We start from the raw sequence: 23,410 nt of genomic DNA on the forward strand, positions 1-23,410 counted from the left end.
GCCGCCGATGCTTTGAATCAGGTTGCGAATCGCCGCCAGGAACTGGTTGAACCAGTTGGCCAGTTGTGCGGTTTCGTCGCTGCCACGGATTTGCAGGTTCTTGGTCAGGTCGCCTTCGCCTTGGGCAATGCCTTCCAGGCCATCGGCCACACTGCGGATCGGACGCACGATGACGCTGGCGAAACTGGCGCCGACGACGGCGAAGACCACGGCCAGCACGGCGGCGATGATTGCGATCAACCAGGTCAGTTGGGTCGCGGTGCTCATCACATCGCTTTGTTTGATCAGGCCGATGAAGGTCCAGCCCAGTTGCTCGGAAGGCCAGACGTTGGCCATGTAGCGCTCGCCATTGAGCTCGACTTCGACCAGGCCTTTGCCGGCCTTGGCCAGTTGCGCATAACCCTCGCCGAGGCTGCCCAGTGCCTTGAAGTTGTGTTCCGGTTGTTTCGGATCGACCAGTACGGTGCCGGAGTTTTCCAGCAGCATCAGGTAGCCGGTTTCGCCGAGCTTGATCTGTTTGACCAGTTCGGTGAGCTGTTTGAGCGACACGTCGATGCTGACCACGCCACCGTTGGTGCCCAGCTTGTTGTCGATGGTGCGTACGGTGCTGACGTAGGACGTATCATTTTCGGCCCAGTAATAGGCCTCGGTACGGAACGGCTTGCCCGGTTTGGCCTGGGCCGCCTTGTACCACGGACGCTGGCGCGGGTCGTAGTTGGCCAGCTTGGCATCGTCCGGCCACGACACGTAACCGCCGGCCGCAGTGCCGAGGATCGCGTAGGCGTAGGACGGATGGGCGTTGCCCAGGTCCTGCAGGAAGCCGAAGACTTTTTTGTCCGCCTCGCCTTGGGGAACGCTGGCGGCGTCGGCCTTCATGTAGGTCTTGAGGCTGTCGTCGGAGTTTGTGATCAGCGGTTGCTTGGCCAGGTATTCGACGTTCTGGCTGATGCCGTCGAAAAACAGTTGCATGGCATTGCTGACCTGACGGATTTCACGACCGCTGTTGTCGACGAACTCGTCCTTGGCATCACTGCGCAAGTTCAACACAACGAGGGTGGCGACCAGCACCACGGGCAGGCAGGCGATGATTGCAAACGCCCACGTCAACTTCTGTTTGATGTTCATCCGCGCTCCAGATTTTCTTGTAGGCCCACGCAGTGCAGATGACTCGCGGATTTATTGGCAGCCGTAAACGTTTTGTTGAACCCGATCCCTTGGGCACGCCATCGTTTTCTGTCGGAACGATCGTCGGACAATTCACTTTGTTACAGATGACTTCGGCTGCTAAAGGAGGAAATTGAGGGCTGTTGAAAAAAATCTTGCGAGCGGTAGGGACCGGTATGTCGGATTCTGTCGCAAATCCCCTCGCATCCCTTCTCCAACAAGTGCTGCCGGCTCGGCTATGATCCTTGGCGGTCGATGAGCATCGGCGGGTTTGCCGGGTTTTTTCGGCACATTGTGTGCATCCGCAACGTTCATAGGTCGGTAACCCCTCCCCCGAATGAGTGGATTGCCGTATAACGAATGACTTTCGCGTGTTTGGTAATAAAGGACCCACAATAAAAGCTGATGAAGACTCCAAAACGCATTGAACCCCTGATCGAGGACGGTCTGGTCGACGAGGTGCTGCGCCCACTCATGAGTGGTAAAGAAGCAGCTGTTTATGTGGTGCGCTGCGGCAACGAGTTGCGTTGCGCGAAGGTCTACAAGGAGGCGAATAAACGCAGTTTCCGCCAGGCGTCCGAGTACCAGGAAGGTCGCAAGGTACGCAACAGCCGTCAGGCTCGGGCGATGGCCAAGGGCTCCAAGTTCGGCAAGAAAGAAACCGAAGACGCCTGGCAGAACGCCGAAGTGGCGGCGCTGTTTCGTCTGGCCGGTGCGGGTGTGCGGGTTCCTCAGCCTTACGACTTCCTTGAAGGTGTGCTGCTGATGGAACTGGTGGCCGACGAGTACGGCGATGCCGCCCCGCGTCTGAACGACGTGGTGCTGGAGCCGGACCAGGCGCGCGAATATCACGCATTCCTGATCTCGCAGATCGTGCTGATGTTGTGTACCGGCCTGGTGCACGGTGACCTGTCCGAGTTCAACGTACTGTTGACGCCGACCGGCCCGGTCATCATCGACTTGCCGCAAGCGGTCGACGCGGCGGGCAACAACCACGCGTTCAGCATGCTGGAGCGTGACGTGGGCAACATGGCGTCCTACTTCGGGCGGTTTGCCCCGGAGTTGAAAAAGACCAAATACGCCAAGGAAATGTGGGCCTTGTACGAAGCCGGCACCTTGCACCCGGCCAGTGTCTTGACCGGCGAGTTCGACGAACCGGAAGAGTTGGCTGACGTCGGCGGGATCATGCGCGAAATCGAGGCGGCACGCCTGGATGAAGAACGCAAACAAGCGATACGCGCAGCAGATGATGCGCCACCGAGCAAAACCGAAGAACCGCCTCCACCGTGGATGCAGTGATCGGTTGACGAAAAACCCGGCTTCGGCCGGGTTTTTTGTAACACCACAATCCCTGTAGGAGCTGGCTTGCCAGCGATGAGGTCGGCACATTCAACATCTATGTTGAACATAAGTCCGCCATCGCCAGCAAGCTGGCTCCTACAAGGATTGTGTAGACCACCACACTCAAGGACTGAATGTGAACACCTCCATCCGCAACGCCCGACTGATCATTGCCGCCCGTCTGGTCTCGGACTTCGGCGCGTTCCTCAACATGGTCGCCCTGGCCACCTACGTCTACCTGCTCAGCAACAGCGCCATGAGCGTCGGGATCTTCCTCGCCAGTCGCGTGGGCGGAGGGATTTTCGCCAGCCTGATCGGTACGCGGTTTTACCGCCGCTGGACCGGGCGCCTGCCGTTGATCGCGTTCGACCTGCTGCGCGCCGGATTGCTGGGCCTGCTGCTGGTGTTGCCAGTCAGCCAACAAGCGCTTTTGCTGCCGGTGATCGCTTTTGGCCTGGGCTTGGGCAATTCAATGTTCGCCATCGGCCTCAACAGCCAGTTGCCGCACTTGATCGATGGCGAGCAGTTGCTCAAGACCAACGCCTGGATCACCTCCGCATCGTCGGCGGCGATGGTCGGCGGAAGTCTGGTGGCCGGCTTGTTGGTGGCGGCCTTTGGTTTTGAAACGGTCTTTGCGCTGAACGTGGTCACTTACCTGCTGGCCGCGTTGTTCATCCTGCCGCTGCGGTTTGCCGGGCCGTCTCCCAATGCCGGGCCCGATCATGAACGAGGCGAATGGTCAGCGCTGCGCCAAGGGCTGCGCACCACACCGGTGGTGGCCGCGATGCTCGCGGTCACCATGGCCGATACTCTGGGCAGCGCTGCACACAACGTGGGTTTGCCGATCATTTCAAAACTGCTGACACCCGAATCGGCCAGCACCACGTTGGGCCTGATGCTGGCGGTCTGGGCCAGTGGAAAATTGATCGGCGCACGGATTGCCAGTCGCCTGAAAGGCTCGGACAACGTGAACCTGGAGCGACGGTTTTTCTTCGGCGTGTTGCTGATGTCCTGCGGCTTCATCCTGATGTTCCAGCAGCAAACGCTCTACGGTTTGTTGCTGTTCTCACTGCCGGCGGGGCTGGGTGACGGCTTCTCGGAAGTCGGCCTGATGTCGCGTCTGCAACGTGAACCGGACAACCTGCGCCTGCCGATTTTCAGCTTTCTGACGTTGCTGCAAATGACCGGGTTCGGCATTGGCATGCTGGTCGCCGCGCCGTTCTATTCATGGTGGACGCCCGGCGCGGTGGTGTTGTTGTTCCACGGCATTCCCCTCACCACGCTGTTGATGGTGAAGGTGCTCGCGGTCAGGGGTGAGCGGGTGCGGCACAGCAACCCGACTCAAGATTTTTGAGGATCGGGCAGTCCGGGCGGTGATCGCCCTGGCAGTGCTCGACCAGGTCCTGCAACGTGTCGCGCAACTGACCGAGTTCGAGGATCTTCTGGTTCAGTTCGTCGATGTGCTGACGAGCCAGCGCTTTCACATCGGCGCTGGCGCGTTGGCGGTCCTGCCAGAGGGTCAGCAGTTTGCCGACCTCTTCCAGGGAAAACCCCAAATCCCGCGATCGCTTGATAAAGGCCAGCGTGTGCAAGTCGTCAGCGCCGTAAACCCGGTAACCGCTGTCGGTGCGATGAGCCGCCTTGAGCAAGCCGATGGACTCGTAATAACGGATCATCTTCGCGCTCAGGCCACTTTGGCGGGCTGCTTGGCCGATGTTCATCGGTTGTCCTCCAGATCCTTGGGTTTCCAGGTTTTCAACAGTAACGCATTGCTCACCACGCTGACGCTCGACAACGCCATCGCCGCGCCGGCCAGCACCGGGTTGAGGAAACCGAATGCGGCCAGCGGAATGCCGATCAGGTTATAAACGAAGGCCCAGAACAGGTTCTGACGAATCTTCGCGTAGGTCTTGCGGCTGATCTCCAGCGCTGCCGGCACCAGTCGAGGATCGCCGCGCATCAGGGTGATCCCCGCCGCGTGCATGGCGACGTCGGTGCCGCCACCCATGGCAATGCCGATGTCGGCGGCGGCCAGGGCCGGGGCGTCGTTGATGCCGTCACCGACCATCGCTACCACGCCGGTCTTTTTCAGTTCCGCGACGGTAGCGGCTTTGTCGGCCGGCAGTACTTCGGCGTGCACGTCGGTGATGCCCAAGGCCTCGGCGACTACTTTAGCGCTGCCGCGATTGTCGCCGGTCAGCAGGTGGCTGCTGATGTGGCGGGTGCTGAGTTGTTGCACCGCTTGCAGCGCGCCTGATTTGAGGGTGTCACCGAAGGCGAACAAACCCAGCACGGTCGGCGTGGGTTTTTGCTCGATCAACCAGGACAGGGTCCGGCCTTCGGTTTCCCATGCGGTAGCAGCGTCGGCCAATGGGCCCGCGCTCAACCCGTTTTCTTCCAGCAGGCGACGATTGCCCAGCGCCAGGCGCCGACCCTCAAGGTTGCCGGCAATGCCGCGCCCGGTCAGGGACTGGCTGTCGCTGACATCGGCCACGGTCAAACCGCGTTCGGTGCACGCATCCAGAACCGCCTTGGCCAGTGGATGCTCACTGCCGCGTTGCAGCGCGCCGGCCATTTGCAGCAGGGCGGCTTCGTCACCGTCGATGGCGTTCAAATGGGCGATACGCGGTGCACCCGAAGTCAGCGTGCCGGTCTTGTCGAACACCACCGCGCTGACTTCATGGGCACGTTCCAGTGCTTCGGCGTCCTTGATCAGAATCCCGTGGCGCGCCGCCACACCGGTGCCGGCCATGATTGCCGTTGGCGTGGCCAACCCGAGGGCGCAAGGGCAAGCGATCACCAATACCGCGACGGCGTTGATCAGCGCGGTTTCCATCGGTGCGCCGTACAGCCACCAACCGATCAAGGTCGCCAGTGCGATCAGCAGCACCGTCGGCACAAACACCTGGCTGACTTTATCCACCAGTTTCTGGATCGGTGCTTTCGCCGCTTGCGCGTCTTCGACCAGGCGGATGATCCGCGCCAGTACGGTTTCCGCACCCAAGGCCTGGGTGCGAACCAACAGGCGACCTTCACCGTTGATGGCGCCGCCGGTGACCTTGTCGCCGGGTTGTTTCGGCACCGGCAGGCTTTCGCCACTGATCAGCGCTTCATCGGCATGGCTCTGACCTTCGACCACTTCGCCGTCCACCGGGAAACGTTCGCCGGGTTTGACCAGCACCAGATCATTCAGGCGTAAGGCGCTGATCGCCACGTCCTGCTCGCGACCGTCGATGACTTGAATCGCCCGCTCCGGGCGCAAGGCTTCGAGGGCGCGGATGGCGCTGGCGGTCTGGCGTTTGGCGCGGCTTTCGAGGTATTTGCCCAGCAGCACCAGCGCAATCACGACGGCAGAGGCTTCGAAATACAGGTGCGGCATGCGCCCGGCGGCGGTGGCCCATTCATAGAGGCTCAAGCCATAACCGGCGCTGGTGCCGAGGGCGACAAGCAAGTCCATGTTGCCGGCACCGGCGCGTACGGCTTTCCATGCCGCCACATAAAAGCGTGCACCGAAGATGAACTGCACCGGTGTGGCCAGGGCGAACTGCACCCACGCCGGGAGCATCCAGTGCACGCCGAACGGTTGCAGCAGCATTGGCAATACCAACGGCAAGGCGAGGGCGATGGCCATGATCAACACCCAGCGTTCGCGGTGCAGGCGCTGATGTTGCGTGTCAGTTGACGGGTGTTCGACTTCCCAGACACTGGCGTTGTAACCCGCCTTGGTCACGGCCGCGATCAGGGTTTGCGGATCGATCTGCCCGAGCAGTTCGAGGTGGGCGCGTTCGTTGGCCAGGTTGACGCTGACGCTTTTGACGCCGGGCACTTTGGCCAGCGCCCGTTCGACCCGACCTACGCAGGACGCGCAGGTCATGCCGTCGATGCTCAATTCCAGACTCTGCTGCGGCACGCTGTAACCGGCCTGCTGCACCGCGTCCATCAACGCCGGCAGGCTGTCGCTGGGCGCTTGAACCCGCGCCTGCTCGGTGGCCAGGTTGACGCTGACCGCCGTGGCGCCGATGACTTTGCTCAAGGCACGCTCGACACGCCCGGCGCAACTGGCGCAGGTCATGCCGGCAATCGGCAGATCAAACGTGGTGGATTCGGACATCGGTCGCACTCCCTGTAGTAGATGCCTACAGGATCAACCTTGCCATGCTGGCAAGGTCAAGCGCAAAGATTGGCGTGGTGATCCTCTGTAGGAGCGAGGCTTGCCCGCGAAGGCGTCGTATCAGTTGACAAGGATGTGTCTGAAATACCGCCTTCGCGGGCAAGCCACGCTCCTACAGGTTGGAGGTGGATCAGTAGTCGAGGGCTGTCGGCTTGAGGTACATCCCTTCCTGCGTCATCGCAATCCGGAACTTCAACACATCCCCGGCCTTGAGGCTGATGTTCTGCGAGCCCGGCGCCAGCATGCCTGGGTTGCAGCCCGGCGCCTGGCCCGGTAGCAATTTCAGGCGTAGCGAAACGTTGCCTGGCGGCAGGTTGAAGGAGGTGCTTTGTTCCTGAAACAGCCGCGCCGACAGTTGATCCTGGATGTACACGCCGATTTCGCAGTTGGTCGACACTTCCAGGCGCTCGCGGGAAATGATCAATACGCCGTAATCCTCCCCGGCAGCATTGACCGAGGGCACGGCGGCGAAAAGGCTGAGGAAGCCAAACAGGCTGAGAGCTGACCAGCGCATGGCTGAATCTCCTGAGATCGAGTCATAGATGCACGCAGCTTGGCCGAGCGCGACGCCGATTGCCAGCCCGGCAGCTCACTTCAGAACTTGACCTTGCCATGGTGGCAAGCTCGAGACTGTTCGCAACCTCACTAAAGGAGTCATTCCATGCAAGTGTTCAACGTTCAAGGCATGTCCTGCGGTCACTGCGTCAAAGCCATCACTCAAGCGCTGCAAGCCAAGGATCCTGCGGCCAGCGTACGGGTCGATCTGGCGGCAAAGGAAGTCGGCGTCGAAAGTGCGTTGACCGCGGATCAAGTAATCGCCGCGATCAGCGAGGAAGGCTACGAAGTGAAAGTCGCTTAAGGCCTGACAAAAATCCCTGTAGGAGCAGAGCTTGCTCGCGAATGCGGTGGGTCAGACGACTTTGATGTGGCTGACCCACCGCCTTCGTCGGAACGCCGCCCGGAGCAAGCTCTGCTCCTACAAGGGCCGGTGTTTTTTCAGGGGTTTTTAATAGTTAGCGAGCTATCGGAATGTTCAAGGCGTCGATGCGCGGCTAGACTGTGTGCCCGCCGACCTCCGTCCCACTGGATACCCGATGAACTTCCGTACCATTTTGATTCTTGGCGCGCTGAGCGCTTTTGGCCCGCTGGCAATCGATTTCTATCTGCCGGCATTTCCGGCCATGGCGCTGGCGTTCGGCACCGATGAACAACATGTTCAACTGACGCTGGCGGCGTATTTCCTCGGTTTATCCATCGGTCAGCTGATGTACGGCCCGGTGGCGGATCGTTTTGGTCGGCGTATTCCGTTGCTGACGGGTGTCGGTCTGTTCACCGTCGCTTCCCTGGCGTGCGCCTATGCGCCGAACCTGGAATGGCTGCTCGGTGCGCGGTTCGTCCAGGCGCTGGGCGGTTGTGCGGGGATGGTGATTTCAAGGGCGATCGTCAGTGACAAATGCGATGCGGTGGGCTCGGCGAAAGTCTTTTCACAACTGATGCTGGTCATGGGCCTGGCACCGATTCTCGCGCCGATGCTCGGCGGGTTGTTGGTCAACACCACGGGCTGGCAATCGATCTTCCTGGTACTGACCGGTTTCAGTGCATTGGCCGGGCTGGCCGTGGCGCTCGGCTTGCCGGAAAGCATGCCGGCGAATATGCCACGCCAGCCATTGTCGGGCGCGTTGCGTCAGTACGGTCGGCTGTTGTCGGACCCGGTGTACCTCGGCCACGCCCTGACCGGTGGCATCGCCATCGCCGGGATGTTTGCCTACATCGCCGGTTCGCCGTTCGTCTTCATCAAACTCTACGGCGTGCCGGCCGAGCACTTCGGCTGGTTGTTCGGCACCAATGCGGCGGGGTTCATTCTGGTGGCGCAGGTCAACGCACGGTTGCTGGCCAAGCGTGGCCCGGCGTTCCTGCTGGCGCGCACCGTATGGATCTACCTCGCGGCGGGCCTGACGCTGCTCGCGGTCAGTTCGCTGCACACCGAGCAATTGTGGCCGCTGCTGATTCCGCTGTTTATCTGCATCGCCAGCCTCGGTTGCATCCTGCCCAACGCCTCGGCTTGCGCCATGAACGGGCAGGGCGCGCGCGCCGGCAGTGCGTCGGCAATGCTCGGTTGCCTGCAATTCAGCGTCGCCGCCGGAGCCGCGTCGCTCGTGGGTATTTTGTACGACGGCAGCGCCATGCCGATGGCCATGGTCATCAGCCTGTGCGGAGTTCTGGTGGTGAGCATAGCGATGCTCACCCGGCGTCTGCAAAATGCCCGGGCATTGGTGAAAGCCCAGGTGTGAGGAAGGTCTCAGCCGGCAGCGCGTTGCTGCTGGACGGGAATCTGATGAGGGGCGTGCAATCGTGCTTCGAGTGTTCGGGTGAACTCGCGCGCTTCGGCTTCGCTACGGAACGTCACCGCGTGTTGGTCCAGGCGGACCTGCCACTGGGATTTTGCCAATTCTTTTATCAGGATCTTCATTGCTGACCTCCTCGGTTAAAAGATTGCATCGCAGAGGACACGATTGTAGACCCGAATACGACCACAATGATGACAGCGGTCAACCTTCGGACTGACGGTGTCGTCCATTCGGACGACACTTGTATCAATCTGTTTCAGAAGCCTTCGAGGACAATCTTGCCCTTGGATTTGCCGCTCTCCAGCAGCTCATGCGCACGTCGCAAATTCGCCGCGTTGATCGTTCCGAAGTGCTCGCCCACCGTGGTTTTCAGTGTCCCGGCATCGATCAGCGCCGCCACGCGATTGAGCAGTTTGTGTTGCTCGATCATGTCCGCGGTTTCGAACAGCGAGCGGGTGTACATGAACTCCCAATGCAGCGACAGGCTCTTGCGCTTGAGCTTGGTCACGTCCAGCGCCTTCGGGTCATCGATCAGCGCCAGTTTGCCCTGCGGCGCCAACGCCTCGACCAATTGATCCAGATGCTGATCGGTCTGGGTCAGGCTGGCGACGTGGGTCACCGAGTTCACGCCTGCACGTTTGAGCTCTTCGCTCAGCGGTTGGCTGTGATCGATCACCAGATCGGCGCCCAGCTCACGCACCCAGCTCTGGGTTTGCTCACGGGACGCGGTGCCGATGACCTTCAGCCCGGTGAGCTGGCTGGCCAGTTGCGTAAGGATTGAACCGACACCGCCGGCCGCACCGACGATCAGCAAACTCTGGCCTTCATCGGTGTTGCCTTCGCGCACTTGCAGGCGTTCGAACAACAACTCCCACGCGGTGATCGCGGTCAACGGCAGCGCGGCGGCTTCGGCGAAACCGAGGGTTTTCGGCATGTGGCCGACGATCCGCTCGTCCACCACGTGCAGCTCGCTATTCCCGCCGGCGCGGGCGATGGAGCCAGCGTAGAACACCTTGTCGCCGGCCTTGAACAACGTCACTTCACTGCCGACCGACTTGACCACACCGGCCACGTCCCAGCCCAGCACTTTGGCCGCGCCACCTTCAGGCTGCACGTTCTGGCGGACTTTGGTGTCCACCGGGTTGACCGAGATGGCTTTGACTTCCACCAACAGGTCGCGCGGGCCGGCAACCGGCTCTGGCAGTTCGATGTCTTGCAGGGAGTTGGCGTCGCTGATCGGCAACGAGGCGTAGTAGGCAATGGCTTTCATGAGGGGCTCCGCAAAAGTATTTAAGAGAATCAGGCCACGACGCGCAGGCGTTTGAGATCGAAGTGCTCGATCAGGTCGCCGGCCGTGGCACGAAAATGCTGGATGTGTGCACTGGCGTCATGGGCTTGCAGCGCTTCGTCGCTGCTCCACTGCTCGATCATGTAGAAGGCCTGCGGATTGGCCAGGTCCTGATGCAGGTCGTATTGACTGCAACCGGCTTCGGCACGGGTCGGTTCCAGCAGTGCACGCAGGTGCTGTTCGAGTGCGTCTTGCTGACCGGCTTTGGCGATCAGGGTGGCGATGGCGGTAAACGGCTGGGACATGTTCGACTCCGATAACGGGGTGATTTCGATGGGGCAGATGATTGGCTATTTCTCTGCAAGATAAAACCCGCTAAAAGAGCAGTCTCTTTCAATATTTTTTTGATAATCGAGGCTGGAAATGTTGCGTTTCGATGACTTGCAGTTGTTTGTCCGGGCGGCGGACCTGGGCAGTCTGTCGGCGGCGGCGCGGGGGATGGACATGTCGGCGGCGGTGGCCAGTGCGGCGTTGAAGCGCATCGAACAGCAACTCGGTGCGCGGTTGCTCGCCCGCTCCACCCGCAGCCTGCGCCTGACCGCCGAGGGCGAGGGGTTTCTCGAATACGCCCGGGCGGCCCTGAGCAACCTCGATGAGGGTCGCCGCTTGCTGGCCAGCGGTCAGGATCAGGTCAGCGGAGTGTTGCAGCTGTCGGCACCGTCGGATTTCGGTCGCAACCTGTTGCTGCCGTGGCTGGACGAGTTCCAGCGCGAGCATCCGAAGCTCACGGTGCGCCTGCTGCTGGGCGACCGCATCGCCGACCTGTTCCGCCAGCCGGTGGACATCGCTCTGCGCTACGGCGAGCCGGAAGACTCAAGCCTGGTGGCGCTGCCCATCGCACCGAATAACCGCCGCGTGCTGTGTGCCGCGCCGAGCTATCTGGCCCGACACGGCGAGCCCCGGCAACTGGAGCAACTGGCGCAGCACAATTGCCTGCTGTTCATGCTTGGCAGCCGGGTTCACGATCACTGGAGTTTTCACGACGGCAAACGCGAAGTCAGCCTGACGGTCAGCGGTGACCGTTTCAGTGATGATGCCGATGTGGTGCGCCTGTGGGCCGTGGCGGGCGCCGGGATCGCCTACAAATCCTGGCTCGATGTTGCCGCCGATGTGTTGGCCGGTCGCTTGAAAGTGCTGATGCCGGAGCTGATCTGTGAGCGCGCACCGCTGAATTTGCTGTGCGCCCATCGCGCACAATTGAGTAAGCCGGTGAACCTTTTGCGGGAAATGCTCGCCAGCCGATGCGCCGGTTTAAGTAGTCAATTTCCGGTATTGGCGGTCACCGATCATTAGTCGCAGGTAAAAAGCGAAATTTCACTCAGGAACTATCACCACCAAGGGTTTTCAGAGGGCAGGAACCGACGGTTAACACGCATATACTAGCGCTCGCCTCAGGTACGCACGGTCGATCTCGCCTTGGCGAGTCCGCGTTCGAGTCGGCCTGGCCCGCAGTCGATCGCCGAGCCTTTGCAAAACCCTCAAGGCAATGGCTTGTGTGAGTGGGTGGCTTTGCCCGGGTTGTCGCGGTTTCCGCGTCTTGGCCGACGACACATTACTGGTCAAGATGTCTCTGAGCAGTAGACGAAACGATTCAACAGGGAGTGAATACATGGAACATGCACCTTGCATCAGCCAGATCGCCACGTTGCTGGCTGACCCAAAGCGCAGCGCAATGATGTGGGCCTTGATGGACGGCTCTGCGCGACAAACCGAAGAGCTGGCCTTGCTGGCCGGCCTGTCACCGTCTTCGGCCAGTGCACACCTGGGGCGTTTGTCCGCCGGAGGTCTGTTGAAAGTCGAAACCCGTGGCCGCAAGCGGTTTTTTCGCCTGGCCGCGCCCGAAGTCGGCGCTGCGATAGAAGCACTGGCCAGTGCGACGATTGCCAGCACGCCCCGGGGCATGCCGGACGTTTTCAAACGCGCCGCACCTCTCTCCAAACCTCAGGCGGCACCTTCGTCGCTGTTGCGCGCACGACTCTGCGACGATCATTTGGGGGGCACTTTGGCCGCCGATCTTTACCAGCGTTTGCTGGATACGGGCTGGATCGAACAGTTCGAGCAGCGGGTGTCGATCACCCACAAGGGCGCCACGCAATTGGCCAAGCGCGGTGTGTACGTCCAGGCGCTGGCGCACAGCACCCGCCGCGCCGCTTGCGCCTGCCCCGACTGGAGCGAAAGACGTCCGCACATGGGCGGTTCACTGGGCGCGGCGTTGCTGCAATTGTTCATGCAGTCCGGCTGGCTGAGTTTGCCGAACGATTCGCGAGCCTTGCACGTCACCGCGACGGGGCAGCGTGAAATCCATCGCTTCGCCAAGGAAACCGAGCTGGAAATGGCGTTGTAGTCGACGAAACGTGGACCCTGTAGGAGCTGGCTTGCCAGCGATGAGGCCTTCACATTCAACATCAATGCTGAATGTGAGTCCGTCATCGCTGGCAAGCCAGCTCCCACAGGGTTTTTCGGTGTGGCTTAGGGTTTGACCAACCGCGCATCCAGGCTGTTTTGCGCCAGGCGTTTGGCCTGATCCTGGGTCATGCCCAGATCGGTGTACAGCGCATGGAAGTTCTCGGTCACATACCCGCCGAAGTACGCCGGGTCGTCCGAGTTCACCGTGACTTTCACGCCGCGCTCAAGCATGTCGAGAATGTTGTGCTGGGACATGTGATCGAACACGCAGAGCTTGGTGTTCGACAACGGGCACACGGTCAACGGGATCTGCTCGTCGATGATCCGCTGCATCAGGCGCTCGTCTTCGATGGCGCGTACGCCATGGTCGATGCGCTGGATTTTCAGCAAGTCGAGGGCTTCCCAGATGTACTCGGGCGGGCCTTCTTCACCGGCGTGGGCGACGGTCAGGAAGCCTTCGTGACGGGCGCGATCAAACACGCGCTGGAACTTGCTCGGCGGGTGACCCATTTCCGAACTGTCCAGGCCGACGGCCACAAACGCATCGCGGAACGGCAGCGCCTGATCGAGGGTTTTCTGTGCTTGTTCTTCGCTCAAGTGACGCAGGAAGCTCAGGATCAAACCGCTGGTGATGCCCAGTTGCTGCTCGCCATCCTTCAGTGCGGCGGCAATGCCGTTGAGCACCACTTCGAACGGGATGCCACGGTCGGTGTGGGTCTGCGGGTCGAAGAACGGTTCGGTGTGAATCACGTTCTGCGCCTTGCAACGCAACAGGTAGGCCCAGGTCAGGTCGTAGAAATCCTGCGAAGTGCGCAGCACGTCGGCGCCCTGGTAATACAGGTCGAGAAACTCTTGCAGGTTGTTGAAGGCGTACGCCTTGCGCAGGGTTTCGACATCGCTCCACGGCAGGGCGATCTTGTTGCGTTCGGCCAGGGCGAACAGCAACTCGGGCTCCAGCGAACCCTCCAGGTGCAAGTGCAGTTCTGCCTTGGGCAGGGCGTTCAGCCAATCGTACATTGTTGAAATCTCATCAGGTGCAATGCCGGCATTCTACAGGTGCTGACTGCAACAATTGGTAAAACCTGACCAAGAGGTTCATTACCCCGCCTCTTGCTCTCGCCGATAAGCATAGGTGTCGGCGAAGCGTGAGAGCAGGAATTCGGCGCAGGTGGTGGCCGGGTATTTCGCCGGGTGAAGGGCATCCTGACAACCGGGCAGGCATTCGATGCGCGTGTCGGGGTGCGGCTCGGCGAAGAACGGCATCGAGTAACGGTCCACACCCAGCGGGCTGATCACCCGGTGCGGCGTCGACAGATAACGGTCGTTGCTCCAGCGCGCCATCATGTCGCCGAGGTTGACCACGAAAGTGCCTTCGATGGGCGGCGCGTCGATCCAGTCGCCTTTGACGTTGCGCACTTGCAGGCCGCCGGCCGCGTCCTGATACAGCAGGGTGATGCAGCCGTAATCGGTGTGGGCGCCGGCGCCTTGCTGATCTGCGGAGCTGGCGGTGTGGCGCGGCGGGTAGTGGATCATCCGCAGCACGCTGACCGGTTCATGGAAGCGCGTGTCAAAGAAGTCGCGCTCGATGTTCAGCGCCATCGTCATTGCGCGCAACAGGGTTTGAGCCAGCGCCTGCATGTCGACGTAGTGCTGCTCCATCAGCGCTTCCCAACCGGGCATCGAGGGATGACGGTTGGGACCGCGCAGCGGTTTTTCTGCCAGCACTTGCGGGTGATCGGCCGGCAGGTGCAGGCCCATGTCGAAGGTTTCTTTCAGGTCGCTGGGCTTGCTCGGGTCGAGCTGTTCGGTGGCGATGGCGCCGTAGCCGCGATGGTGTCGGGTCTGGGTGATGTCGATGCTGAGCTTTTCGGCGGCGGGCAGGGCGAAGAAGCGTCGGGCGTGATCAAGCACGGCGTCGATGCGTGCGGCACTGATCGGGTGACCCTTGATGTAGAAAAAGCCCCACTCGCGGCAGGCGCGGTCGATGTGTGTGGCGACGGATTGCCAGGCGGTCTGGTCATCGCTGTAGAGCGGGGCGATGTCGATGATGGGGAGGCTGTTCATGCGCAGTCCTTAAAAACACTGTAGATCCAATGTGGGAGCGGGCTTGCTCGCGAAAGCGGTGTGTCATTCAAAGATGATGTCGACTGAAGCACCGCATTCGCGAGCAAGCCCGCTCCCACATTTATTTGTGTTGGGCTTGAGGGTTACTTCGGTATCTCGGCCTTCATGCCTTCAACGTAGTAATTCATCGAGGCCAGTTCCGCGTTGCTCGCCGTCGCGCCCGCCGCAATTTTCTCCACGCCCGCCTGATCCTTGATCGGCCCGGTAAACGGATGCAACGCACCGCTCTTGATGTCCGCGATGATCTGTTCGGCCTCGGCTTTCACCGGCGCCGGCACGAGGTCGCTGATCGGTAGTTCAACCGTGCCTTCCTTCAAGCCTCCCCAGTAATCCTGCGACTTCCACGCATGCTCGATCACGCTTTGGGTCGCCTGAATGTAGTGCGGAGCCCAGTCGTTGACGATCGAGGTCAACACCGCTTTCGGCCCGAAGTGCGCCATGTCCGAAGCGTAGCCCACGGCATACACCCCGCGACGCTCGGCGGCCTGGATCGGCGCCGGGCTGTCGGTGTGCTGGAACACCACATCCACGCCTTGATCGATCAACGCGTTGGCGGCGTCGGCTTCCTTGCCCGGGTCGAACCAGGAATTGACCCACACCACTTTGATCTCGGTACCGGGGTTGTATTTGTTCAGGGCCAGTTGAATGGCGTTGATGTCGCGGATCACTTCCGGAATCGGGAACGAGGCGACGTAGCCGATCTTTTTGGTCTTGGTCATTTTCGCCGCGAGGAAGCCGCCGACGTAGCGACCTTCATAGGTGCGCGCCAGGTAGGTGCCGAGGTTCTTGTCCTGCTTGTAGCCGGTGGCGTGCTCGAAGGTCACCTTGGGAAACTGTTTCGCGACTTTCAGGGTCGGGTTCATGTAGCCGAAGGAGGTGGTGAAGATCAGGTCGTAGTTGTCCTTGGCCATGTTGCGGATCACCCGCTCGGCGTCGGCGCCTTCGGCGACGTTTTCCACGTACTGGGTGGTGATCTGCGAGCCGAATTTTTCGGCCAGCGCCTTGCGTCCCTGTTCATGCTGATACGTCCAGCCATGATCACCGATCGGGCCGATGTAGACGAAGCCGACTTTCAGCGGGTCAGCGGCGCTGACGGTCAGGCTGGCGCTCAGACCGAAGGTTGCAGCGACGGCGCACAGCAGCTTCTTCAACGGACGTTTATGCATGAATTCCCACTCCATTTTGTTTTGAGGTTGGAGGGGGTAATGCAAATTACTGACCAACAGGACAACAAATATCCGAAGCCGTGCGATGGCCTTCGCGGGCAAGCCTCGCTCCTACAAGTACAACGCCGACCTGTAGGAGCGAGGCTTGCCCGCGAAGAGGCCCGCAAGGCCAATAAAGTGCACAGGCCAAACCGGCTGCCATCCACTGGTGCGCTGAGGTGTCACGAAGCGCCCGCAGTCAGTCGGTGGTCAACATCGCCATTGGGGCTTTAAAAAGCATCGCCGGCAAGCCGGCTCCTACAGTTATCGCGCATAACCTGTAGGAGCCGGCTTGCCGGCGAAGGTGTCCGATCAGACGCCAGCGATCAACTGCCGGGCCGCCTGGCTGTGATCGGCGATCAAGCCTTTGAGATCCAGCCCCTCAACCTGCCCGTCGATCACTCGCCACTTGCCTCCCACCATCACCCGATCCGCCCGATCAGCCCCACACAACAGCAATGCCGAAACCGGGTCATGGCTACCGGAAAACCGCAGCTCATCCAGCTTGAACAACGCCAGGTCCGCCTGCTTGCCCACCGCCAGTTCACCGATATCGGTACGCCCGAGCAAACTCGCCGAACCCTTGGTCGCCCATCCCAGCACCAATTCCGGCGTGATCTTCTCGGCGCCATAACGCAGCCGCTGGATGTACAGCGCCTGACGGGTTTCGAGCATCATGTTCGACGCATCGTTGGACGCCGAGCCATCCACGCCGAGGCCCAGCAACGCGCCGGCGGCGGTCAGCTCCAGCGTCGGGCAGATGCCGGAAGCGAGGCGCATGTTCGAGCTCGGGCAATGGCAAATGCCGGTGCCGGCCGCGCCGAGGCGGGTGATTTCATCCGGGTTGAAGTGGATGCCATGCGCCAGCCACGTGCGCGGGCCGAGCCAGCCGACGCTGTCCAGATAATCCACAGTGCGCAGGCCGAAGCGTTGCAGGCAGAAGTCTTCTTCGTCGAGGGTTTCCGCCAGGTGCGTGTGCAGGCGCACGTCGAGTTTGTTTGCCAGTTCGGCGCTGGCAGACATGATCTCCGGTGTCACCGAAAACGGTGAGCACGGCGCCAGGGCGATCTGGATTTGCGCGCCATCGCCACGCTCGTGGTACTCGGCGATCAGGCGCTGACTGTCGTCGAGGATCACTTCGCCTTCCTGCACGGTCTGCTGCGGCGGCAGGCCGCCGTCCTTCTCGCCCAGGCTCATGGAACCGCGCGTCAGCATGGCGCGCATGCCAAGGTCGCGGACGCTTTCGACTTGCACGTCGATGGCGTTTTCCAGGCCTTTCGGGAACAGATAATGGTGATCGGCGGCGGTGGTGCACCCGGACAGCAGCAACTCGGCCAGCGCGACTTTCGTGGCAAGGGCGAGTTTTTCAGGGGTGAGGCGTGCCCAGACCGGGTACAGGGTTTTCAGCCAAGGGAACAACGGCTGATTGACCACCGGCGCCCAGGCGCGGGTCAGGGTTTGATAGAAGTGGTGATGGGTGTTGATCAGCCCCGGCAGGATCACATGCTCGCGAGCATCGAATACTTGTCCACAGGGCGCGGACGGTTGCTGGCCGGCGGCGAGCACTTCGACGATCAAGCCGTCTTGCACAACCAGGCCGCCACGGGCATCGAGGCCATTGGCAGTGAAGATCGCGAGGGGATTTTTTAACCAGGTACGGGTCGCAGGCATGTTGGCCGGCTCCTCTGAAAGTTGGGTTCAGGTTAGCCAGCTCAGTGATTACCCTGTCTGCTGATCCAGGGTCGCCGCGAGGACGAGGTGCGCAGTTTCAAACAAAACCGTGCAGCGGGCAAGCCCACCCCGACAGGACGACGAATAATCTGTAGGAGCCGGCTTGCTGGCGATGCAGGCGCCTCGGTCTTTCAGTGATACCGAAGCGATGCTATCGCCAGCAAGCCGGCTCCTACAGAAATGATGTCTTACCAGGGAATGTTTTCACCCCTGTAGTTCACGAAGTGGTGCCCGCCCTTGCCGGTGTAAGCATTCACCTGATCCACCAACCCGCGCACACTGGTTTCCACGTCGATATCGGCGCCTTCACCGCCCATGTCGGTTTTCACCCAGCCCGGATGCAGCGACAGCACCGTCAGTTTCTGATCGCCCAATTGCGTCACAAAGCTGTTGGTCATCGAGTTCAATGCAGCCTTGCTCGCCTTGTACAACGCCAGTTCCGGCGCGTCCGGCATGGTCACGCTGCCGAGCACCGAACTCATGAACGCCAGCACGCCGCTGTCCGGGCGAATCTGCCCGGCAAACCGCTGAGCCAGGTTGATCGGCGCCACCGCATTGGTGAAGAACAACTGACCCACTTCCGCCAGCGTCGCACCGCCCGGCGTCTGCACGTCAGGGCCTTTTACGCCGGCATTCACGAACAACAGATCAAACACTTCGCCCTTGAGCTGCTGACTCAGGGCAATGACGGCCTGCTGATCATCCATGTCGAGTTTTTCGATCCGCACCTTGCCCAGCGCCTGCAAGGCGTCGGCGTTCTGCGGGTTGCGCACGGTGGCGGTGACTTGCCAGCCGTCGGCCAGCAGGGTTTTCACCAGACCGAGGCCCAGGCCCCGGGAGGCGCCGATGATGAGTGCGGTTTTTGCCGTGGACATGTGTGGCTTCCTTGATGAATGAGGATCACGGATTTAATGGACAACGTTGCCCGAGCCGTTGTTGCAGCTCGTTGCGCAACGCGCCGAGTTCGTCCATTCGGGTTTCGATCAGTTTGAGTTTGTCTTGCAGCAATTGCGTGACGGCGCTGTCCGGATCGGGCGACCGCCACAACGCGGCGACGCTGTTGCCGATCTCGCCGAGGGTAAAGCCCAGCCGTTGAGCGGTCTTGATGTAGAGCACCAGTTGCACCATGTCATCCGGATATTCGCGATAACCGTTGGCGCTGCGTTGCGCCGCGATCAATCCGCGCTGCTCGTAGAAGCGCAGCGTGTCGCGGCTGACGGCGCTGGCCTGGGCTAATTCACCGATGCGCATGTTGATGTCTCGAGAGGGCTTGACCCTGGAGCATACTCCAGGCTTTAGGCTTGTTGCTCCCTGAATTTATGGAGCAGTGCCGATGTGGACTTCAACGCAATATCGCCGCGTGGTGCGGGGCAGCGCCTGGTATGACTTGATCGTGACGGCGGCGTTTGTCACGCCGTGGAGTTTTACTGCGTTGCATGGGTTGTTGGCGGGTTTGAGTCAGGCTTTGAATTTGCCCGGCGAACTGCCGGCGTTTGAGCCGATGCACATGTTGATGGCGAACCTGTTGGGCTCGATCGTGTGCGTGTGGTCGGTGCTGCGGATTCGTGATCCGCAGCAGGTTTATGGCCGGTATGACGCGGTGGGCAGATTCCTGTTCTCCTCTTGGCAGCTCTATGCCTTGCTCCATGGCGCCAGTTCGCTGTTGGTGATTTTTCTGGTCTTTGAATTGGCTTGGGGCGTGGCTCAGGTGTTGCCAGTGCGGACGCCTTCGCGGGCAAGCCACGCTCCTACAGGATTTGCATAACACCCGTAGGAGCGAGGCTTGCCCGCGAAGGGGCCGGAGCAGACAACCCCTAATGCCCACCCTGCCAAGGCTGCCCCAACGACACCGGCGCATACAACCGTGTGCGCACGGCATCCCGCGACAGCAGCACCAACACCACAATCGTCGCGACATACGGCAGCATCGCCAGCAGACTCGACGGGATCGCCAGCCCCAACCCCTGCGCCACCAGGTGCAGGATGCTGGCGAGCCCGAACAGATACGCCCCCAGCAGCAATCGCCACACCCGCCAACTGGCAAACACCACCAGCGCCAGGGCAATCCAGCCGCGACCGGCGCTCATGTTCTCCGCCCACATCGGCGTGTAGGCCAGCGACAGATACGCCCCGGCCAACCCCGCCATCGCGCCGCCGAACAGCACCGCCAGCGTCCGTACGCCCAACACCGGCAAGCCCATCGCACTGGCCGCATCCGGGTTTTCGCCGACGGCCTGAATGATCAGCCCGACACGACTTTTCACAATCACCCACGCCACCAGCGCAAACAACGCGAACGACAGATACACCAGCAGATCCTGTGCAAACAGCATCCGCCCGATCAGCGGGATCTCGCTCAGTAAAGGGATCGCCACCGGCTCAAAACCCGCCAGCGGTTTACCGACCCACGCCGCACCGACAAAGGTCGACAGGCCCACACCAAAGATCGTCAGCGCCAACCCGGTGGCCACCTGATTGGCGTTGAACACCAGCGCCACCAACGCAAACAGCGACGACAGCAACATCCCGGCGAGCATCGCCAGCAACACGCCCAGCCACAGGTTGCCGCTGTTCAGCGCGACGATAAAACCGATCACCGCGCCAAACAGCATCATGCCTTCCTGGCCGAGGTTGAGGACGCCGCTCTTCTCACAAATCAATTCACCCAGCGCCACCAACAGCAACGGCGTGCCGCAGCGCACCATGGCGTAGAAAATATTGCTCAACAGATCGATATCCATCACAGCGCTCCTGCTTGTACGACGGTGGCTGATGCGCGACGCGTCCAGCGCAAATGCAAACGCGGTCGGTAGAGAATCAGCACGTCACTGGCCAGCAGGAAAAACAGCATCATGCCCTGGAACAATTGCGTGATCGCTTGCGGCAGATTCATGCTCATCTGCGCGTTCTCGCCACCGATGTACAGCAATGCCATCAACAGGCTGGAAAACAGAATGCCGACCGGATTGAGCCGCCCGAGAAATGCCACGGTGATCGCGGCGTAGCCATAGCCGGGCGAGACTTGCGGCACCAACTGACCAATCGGCCCGGTGACTTCACACACGCCGGCCAGCCCCGCCAATCCGCCGCTGACCAACAGCGCCAGCCAGATCAGCCGTTTCTCGCGGAACCCGACAAAACCCGCCGCACGCTTGTCCAGCCCGAGCACTTTGATCTGGAACCCGACAAAGCTTTTCTGCAGCAACACCCACACCGTCACCAACGCGAGCAGGGCAAAATAAACGCCGGCATGCACCCGACCGTCCTCCATCAACAACGGCAAACGGCTGGCATCGCCGAACATCGCCGACTCCGGAAAGTTGAACCCGGCCGGATCCTTCAGTGGCCCATGCACGCAGAACAGCAACAGGTTCAAGGCGATGTAATTGAGCATGATGCTGGTGAGGATTTCATTGGCGTTGAAGCGCGTGCGCAGCCACGCCGTCAGCCCGGCCCACGCCGCGCCGGCCAGCGTGCCGACGAGCAGGATCAACACCAATGCCCAGCGACTTTGCAGACCGATGATGTTCACCGCCAACGCACTGCCGGCCAGCGCGCCCAGCAGCAACTGGCCTTCGGCGCCAATGTTCCAGATCCGTGCCTGATACGCCACGGCCAGACCCAAGGCGCAGAGCAGAATTGGCAGCGCCTTGACCAACAATTCGGAGACGCCATACAAGTCGCTGACCGGGGCGATCAGCAAGGTGTGCAAGGTCAGCAACGGGTCATGGCCCAACGCGATAAACAGCAGCGAGCCGCAGCCCAATGTCAGGGCCGCCGCCAGTAACGGCGAGCACCACAGCATCAGGCGCGATTGCTGGCCACGGGGTTCGAGGGAAAGCAGCATGTGAAACTCCGTTAAACCGTTGCGGGGGCAAGTGATTGAGGGGCGTCGAACTGGCCGGCCATCCAGCCGCCGACGTCGATCAGGCGGGTGTCGACGGTCGCCCTGAGCGGCGACAAGCGTCCGCTGCACAAGGCGCCGAGGCGGTCGCTGATCTGGAGCAGTTCATCGAGGTCTTCGGAGATCACCAGGATCGCTGCGCCGGCATCGCGCAAGGCAATCAGCGCGCGGTGAATGGTCGCGGCGGCGCCGACGTCCACGCCCCAGGTCGGGTGCGCGGCCACCAGTAATTTCGGTTGCTGAAGAATTTCCCGACCGAGGATGAATTTCTGCAAGTTGCCACCGGACAGACTGCGGGCCGGCGTTTGCGCATCGGGTGTCTTGACGCCGAAGCGGCGGATGATTTCTTCGGCCAGCGCTTTAACCTTGGCCCGCCGGATCAGCCCGTTGCGCAGCAGGCCTTGTTGAAAGGCGCTGAGCAGGGCGTTGTCGGCCAGGCTCAATTCCGGCACCGCACCGTGCCCCAACCGTTCGGCAGGGACGAAGGCCAAGCCGAGTTTTCGGCGGGCATCCGGCGGCAAATGAGCCACCGCTTGCCCGTCAAAACGCAGGGTTGCACCGTCATTGCGGTGCAGGCGTTGTTCGCCACTGAGCAGCGCCAGCAGCTCATCCTGGCCATTGCCTGCCACTCCGGCGATGCCGACGATTTCGCCACGGCGTACGTGCAGGTCGATGTCCTTCAGCGAGCAGCCAAACGGATCGGGGTTGTGCCACGACAATGCGCTCACGTTCAAAAATGCATCACCGCCCACGACCTTCGGATAATCGGTGATCAGATCGGCCGCTTCCCCGACCATCAACTTCGCCAGTTGCTGATCCGAGCACTGCGCCGGCACGCAATGCCCGGCCACACGACCGCCGCGCAGCACCGTGGCGCTGTGGCACAACGCACGCACTTCACCGAGCTTGTGGCTGATAAACAGAATGCTGCAGCCCTCGGCCGCGAGCCGGCGCAAGGTGACGAACAATTCGTCGGCCTCTTGCGGGGTCAGCACCGAGGTCGGCTCATCGAGAATCAGCAGACGGATGTCCTGCATCAGGCACCGAATGATTTCCACCCGCTGCCGTTCGCCAATTGACAGGCTGTGGACCAGTCGCTCCGGTTCCAATGCCATGCCGTAGCGCCGGGACACTTCGCGAATTTTTGGCTCAAGTTGTTTCGGTGTACCGGCCGCAGCGCCCATCGCCAGTGCAATGTTTTGCGCCACGCTGAGGGTTTCGAACAACGAGAAGTGCTGGAACACCATGCCGATTCCCAAACCGCGAGCCTGAGCCGGGTTACGCATGGTCACGCGTTGGCCTTGCCAGATCATCTCGCCAGAGTCCGCGTGGGTGACGCCGTAGATGATTTTCATCAGCGTACTTTTGCCCGCACCGTTTTCGCCGAGCAGCGCATGGATTTCGCCGGGCGCAATACTCAGGTCGATGGCATCGTTGGCCAGGCAACCCGGGTAGCGTTTGCTGATTCTGCGCAGTTGCAGGCGAGGCGTTTGGTCGGGGATCGGCACGGGGTTGGGCATGACAGGCTCGGGTCGATGGAGTTGTGCCTGTGGATAAAGCAATTTCCTGGCCATTGAGTCAGGAAAATTGAAAATGCTTGCCGGCCAAGGCATCGGGCGCGCCGCTTCGCCACATTTCGATCCCGACGCAGCACCACATAAGGGCGAA

22 protein-coding genes and 1 pseudogene are annotated in these 23,410 nt (G+C 61.1%); 7 read left to right on the top strand and 16 right to left on the bottom strand.

What is annotated here, in order from left to right; translation table 11 throughout:
• Positions 1–36: 36 nt before the first annotated feature.
• Positions 37–1,125 (bottom strand): annotated as a pseudogene (locus tag KGB25_RS30580) (cache domain-containing protein); the annotation flags it as partial.
• Between the two features lie 444 nt (positions 1,126–1,569).
• Between KGB25_RS30580 and KGB25_RS13155 the strand changes: the two are divergent.
• Together KGB25_RS13155 and KGB25_RS13160 are read left to right on the top strand one after the other, a co-directional pair.
• Complete coding sequence (locus tag KGB25_RS13155; RefSeq protein ID WP_008038756.1) at positions 1,570–2,463, top strand: PA4780 family RIO1-like protein kinase; 894 nt, start codon at positions 1,570–1,572, stop codon at positions 2,461–2,463.
• Between the two features lie 178 nt (positions 2,464–2,641).
• Positions 2,642–3,859: an MFS transporter gene (locus KGB25_RS13160; RefSeq protein WP_223435134.1), complete on the top strand. Its 1,218-nt coding sequence runs from the start codon at positions 2,642–2,644 to the stop codon at positions 3,857–3,859.
• Here the strand turns inward: KGB25_RS13160 and cueR are convergent.
• The 3 genes from cueR to KGB25_RS13175 all read right to left on the bottom strand — a co-directional run bounded on the left by cueR (position 3,813) and on the right by KGB25_RS13175 (position 7,190).
• Positions 3,813–4,226, bottom strand: a complete 414-nt coding sequence (cueR, locus tag KGB25_RS13165) for a Cu(I)-responsive transcriptional regulator (protein ID WP_207284782.1) — start codon at positions 4,224–4,226, stop codon at positions 3,813–3,815. The genes KGB25_RS13160 and cueR overlap by 47 nt on opposite strands.
• A complete protein-coding gene (locus KGB25_RS13170; protein ID WP_223435135.1) occupies positions 4,223–6,616 on the bottom strand; it encodes a heavy metal translocating P-type ATPase in 2,394 nt (797 codons plus the stop codon). Before KGB25_RS13170 ends, cueR begins: the two co-directional genes overlap by 4 nt.
• Before the next feature lie 190 nt (positions 6,617–6,806).
• Positions 6,807–7,190: a hypothetical protein gene (locus KGB25_RS13175; protein WP_008038759.1), complete on the bottom strand. Its 384-nt coding sequence runs from the start codon at positions 7,188–7,190 to the stop codon at positions 6,807–6,809.
• Positions 7,191–7,337: 147 nt separating this feature from the next.
• Here KGB25_RS13175 and KGB25_RS13180 point away from each other — a divergent pair, with 147 nt between their 5' ends.
• Positions 7,338–7,535 carry a cation transporter gene (locus KGB25_RS13180; protein ID WP_008031318.1) on the top strand — a complete coding sequence of 66 codons (198 nt, stop codon included), beginning with the start codon at positions 7,338–7,340 and terminating at the stop codon, positions 7,533–7,535.
• Between the two features lie 235 nt (positions 7,536–7,770).
• Entirely contained in the window at positions 7,771–8,967 is a 1,197-nt protein-coding gene (locus KGB25_RS13185; protein WP_008031320.1) for a multidrug effflux MFS transporter, read from the top strand.
• 8 nt (positions 8,968–8,975) lie between these two features.
• Here KGB25_RS13185 and KGB25_RS13190 read toward each other — a convergent pair whose 3' ends face one another.
• The 3 genes from KGB25_RS13190 to KGB25_RS13200 form a co-directional block, all read right to left on the bottom strand.
• Entirely contained in the window at positions 8,976–9,146 is a 171-nt protein-coding gene (locus KGB25_RS13190; protein WP_008038760.1) for a hypothetical protein, read from the bottom strand.
• A gap of 134 nt (positions 9,147–9,280) precedes the next feature.
• Positions 9,281–10,294, bottom strand: a complete 1,014-nt coding sequence (locus KGB25_RS13195) for a zinc-binding alcohol dehydrogenase family protein (protein WP_223435136.1) — start codon at positions 10,292–10,294, stop codon at positions 9,281–9,283.
• A gap of 29 nt (positions 10,295–10,323) precedes the next feature.
• A complete protein-coding gene (locus tag KGB25_RS13200; protein WP_008031327.1) occupies positions 10,324–10,617 on the bottom strand; it encodes a putative quinol monooxygenase in 294 nt (97 codons plus the stop codon).
• A gap of 118 nt (positions 10,618–10,735) precedes the next feature.
• On the opposite strand from KGB25_RS13200, the gene KGB25_RS13205 reads away from it, so the two are divergent.
• Positions 10,736–11,665: a LysR family transcriptional regulator gene (locus tag KGB25_RS13205; protein ID WP_008038763.1), complete on the top strand. Its 930-nt coding sequence runs from the start codon at positions 10,736–10,738 to the stop codon at positions 11,663–11,665.
• Between the two features lie 316 nt (positions 11,666–11,981).
• Positions 11,982–12,716, top strand: a complete 735-nt coding sequence (locus KGB25_RS13210) for an ArsR/SmtB family transcription factor (protein ID WP_008038764.1) — start codon at positions 11,982–11,984, stop codon at positions 12,714–12,716.
• 125 nt (positions 12,717–12,841) lie between these two features.
• Here KGB25_RS13210 and KGB25_RS13215 read toward each other — a convergent pair whose 3' ends face one another.
• From KGB25_RS13215 to KGB25_RS13240, 6 genes are all read right to left on the bottom strand, one after another.
• Positions 12,842–13,795: an adenosine deaminase gene (locus KGB25_RS13215; protein WP_008031333.1), complete on the bottom strand. Its 954-nt coding sequence runs from the start codon at positions 13,793–13,795 to the stop codon at positions 12,842–12,844.
• Between the two features lie 81 nt (positions 13,796–13,876).
• Positions 13,877–14,842, bottom strand: a complete 966-nt coding sequence (locus KGB25_RS13220) for an isopenicillin N synthase family dioxygenase (RefSeq protein WP_223435137.1) — start codon at positions 14,840–14,842, stop codon at positions 13,877–13,879.
• Positions 14,843–14,985: 143 nt separating this feature from the next.
• Complete coding sequence (locus KGB25_RS13225; RefSeq protein ID WP_223413724.1) at positions 14,986–16,068, bottom strand: BMP family ABC transporter substrate-binding protein; 1,083 nt, start codon at positions 16,066–16,068, stop codon at positions 14,986–14,988.
• Positions 16,069–16,419: 351 nt separating this feature from the next.
• A complete protein-coding gene (locus KGB25_RS13230) occupies positions 16,420–17,778 on the bottom strand; it encodes an 8-oxoguanine deaminase (protein WP_223435138.1) in 1,359 nt (452 codons plus the stop codon).
• Between the two features lie 248 nt (positions 17,779–18,026).
• Positions 18,027–18,713: an SDR family oxidoreductase gene (locus KGB25_RS13235; protein ID WP_223435139.1), complete on the bottom strand. Its 687-nt coding sequence runs from the start codon at positions 18,711–18,713 to the stop codon at positions 18,027–18,029.
• Between the two features lie 25 nt (positions 18,714–18,738).
• Positions 18,739–19,089 carry a MerR family transcriptional regulator gene (locus KGB25_RS13240; RefSeq protein WP_008038769.1) on the bottom strand — a complete coding sequence of 117 codons (351 nt, stop codon included), beginning with the start codon at positions 19,087–19,089 and terminating at the stop codon, positions 18,739–18,741.
• Between the two features lie 82 nt (positions 19,090–19,171).
• Between KGB25_RS13240 and KGB25_RS13245 the strand changes: the two genes are divergently transcribed.
• Positions 19,172–19,603, top strand: coding sequence for a hypothetical protein (locus KGB25_RS13245; RefSeq protein ID WP_223435140.1), 432 nt, complete (start codon positions 19,172–19,174; stop codon positions 19,601–19,603).
• Positions 19,604–19,652: 49 nt separating this feature from the next.
• Here the strand turns inward: KGB25_RS13245 and KGB25_RS13250 are convergent, their stop codons facing one another.
• Genes KGB25_RS13250 through KGB25_RS13260 form a run of 3 tightly spaced genes read right to left on the bottom strand, consistent with a single transcriptional unit; the run spans position 19,653 to position 23,262 of the window.
• On the bottom strand, positions 19,653–20,579 hold the full coding sequence (locus KGB25_RS13250; protein WP_008031350.1) for an ABC transporter permease: 927 nt from the start codon (positions 20,577–20,579) through the stop codon (positions 19,653–19,655).
• Positions 20,579–21,685 carry an ABC transporter permease gene (locus tag KGB25_RS13255; RefSeq protein ID WP_223435141.1) on the bottom strand — a complete coding sequence of 369 codons (1,107 nt, stop codon included), beginning with the start codon at positions 21,683–21,685 and terminating at the stop codon, positions 20,579–20,581. The genes KGB25_RS13250 and KGB25_RS13255 overlap by 1 nt, the downstream gene beginning before the upstream one ends.
• An 11-nt stretch (positions 21,686–21,696) precedes the next feature.
• Positions 21,697–23,262, bottom strand: a complete 1,566-nt coding sequence (locus KGB25_RS13260) for an ABC transporter ATP-binding protein (RefSeq protein WP_223435142.1) — start codon at positions 23,260–23,262, stop codon at positions 21,697–21,699.
• Positions 23,263–23,410 lie beyond the last annotated feature (148 nt).

Origin of the sequence: Pseudomonas sp. BF-RE-21 (assembly GCF_019947305.1) — a bacterium.
Taxonomy (GTDB): Bacteria; Pseudomonadota; Gammaproteobacteria; order Pseudomonadales; family Pseudomonadaceae; genus Aquipseudomonas; species Aquipseudomonas migulae.

Bases quoted from the DNA above. Each gene is read 5' to 3' on its own strand.
- KGB25_RS13155 (WP_008038756.1), top strand. From the start codon at position 1,570: ATGAAGACTCCAAAACGCATTGAACCCCTGATCGAGGACGGTCTGGTC.
- cueR (WP_207284782.1), bottom strand. From the start codon at position 4,226: ATGAACATCGGCCAAGCAGCCCGCCAAAGTGGCCTGAGCGCGAAGATG.
- KGB25_RS13170 (WP_223435135.1), bottom strand. From the start codon at position 6,616: ATGTCCGAATCCACCACGTTTGATCTGCCGATTGCCGGCATGACCTGC.
- KGB25_RS13175 (WP_008038759.1), bottom strand. From the start codon at position 7,190: ATGCGCTGGTCAGCTCTCAGCCTGTTTGGCTTCCTCAGCCTTTTCGCC.
- KGB25_RS13180 (WP_008031318.1), top strand. From the start codon at position 7,338: ATGCAAGTGTTCAACGTTCAAGGCATGTCCTGCGGTCACTGCGTCAAA.
- KGB25_RS13185 (WP_008031320.1), top strand. From the start codon at position 7,771: ATGAACTTCCGTACCATTTTGATTCTTGGCGCGCTGAGCGCTTTTGGC.
- KGB25_RS13190 (WP_008038760.1), bottom strand. From the start codon at position 9,146: ATGAAGATCCTGATAAAAGAATTGGCAAAATCCCAGTGGCAGGTCCGC.
- KGB25_RS13195 (WP_223435136.1), bottom strand. From the start codon at position 10,294: ATGAAAGCCATTGCCTACTACGCCTCGTTGCCGATCAGCGACGCCAAC.
- KGB25_RS13200 (WP_008031327.1), bottom strand. From the start codon at position 10,617: ATGTCCCAGCCGTTTACCGCCATCGCCACCCTGATCGCCAAAGCCGGT.
- KGB25_RS13205 (WP_008038763.1), top strand. From the start codon at position 10,736: ATGTTGCGTTTCGATGACTTGCAGTTGTTTGTCCGGGCGGCGGACCTG.
- KGB25_RS13210 (WP_008038764.1), top strand. From the start codon at position 11,982: ATGGAACATGCACCTTGCATCAGCCAGATCGCCACGTTGCTGGCTGAC.
- KGB25_RS13215 (WP_008031333.1), bottom strand. From the start codon at position 13,795: ATGTACGATTGGCTGAACGCCCTGCCCAAGGCAGAACTGCACTTGCAC.
- KGB25_RS13220 (WP_223435137.1), bottom strand. From the start codon at position 14,842: ATGAACAGCCTCCCCATCATCGACATCGCCCCGCTCTACAGCGATGAC.
- KGB25_RS13225 (WP_223413724.1), bottom strand. From the start codon at position 16,068: ATGCATAAACGTCCGTTGAAGAAGCTGCTGTGCGCCGTCGCTGCAACC.
- KGB25_RS13230 (WP_223435138.1), bottom strand. From the start codon at position 17,778: ATGCCTGCGACCCGTACCTGGTTAAAAAATCCCCTCGCGATCTTCACT.
- KGB25_RS13235 (WP_223435139.1), bottom strand. From the start codon at position 18,713: ATGTCCACGGCAAAAACCGCACTCATCATCGGCGCCTCCCGGGGCCTG.
- KGB25_RS13240 (WP_008038769.1), bottom strand. From the start codon at position 19,089: ATGCGCATCGGTGAATTAGCCCAGGCCAGCGCCGTCAGCCGCGACACG.
- KGB25_RS13245 (WP_223435140.1), top strand. From the start codon at position 19,172: ATGTGGACTTCAACGCAATATCGCCGCGTGGTGCGGGGCAGCGCCTGG.
- KGB25_RS13250 (WP_008031350.1), bottom strand. From the start codon at position 20,579: ATGGATATCGATCTGTTGAGCAATATTTTCTACGCCATGGTGCGCTGC.
- KGB25_RS13255 (WP_223435141.1), bottom strand. From the start codon at position 21,685: ATGCTGCTTTCCCTCGAACCCCGTGGCCAGCAATCGCGCCTGATGCTG.
- KGB25_RS13260 (WP_223435142.1), bottom strand. From the start codon at position 23,262: ATGCCCAACCCCGTGCCGATCCCCGACCAAACGCCTCGCCTGCAACTG.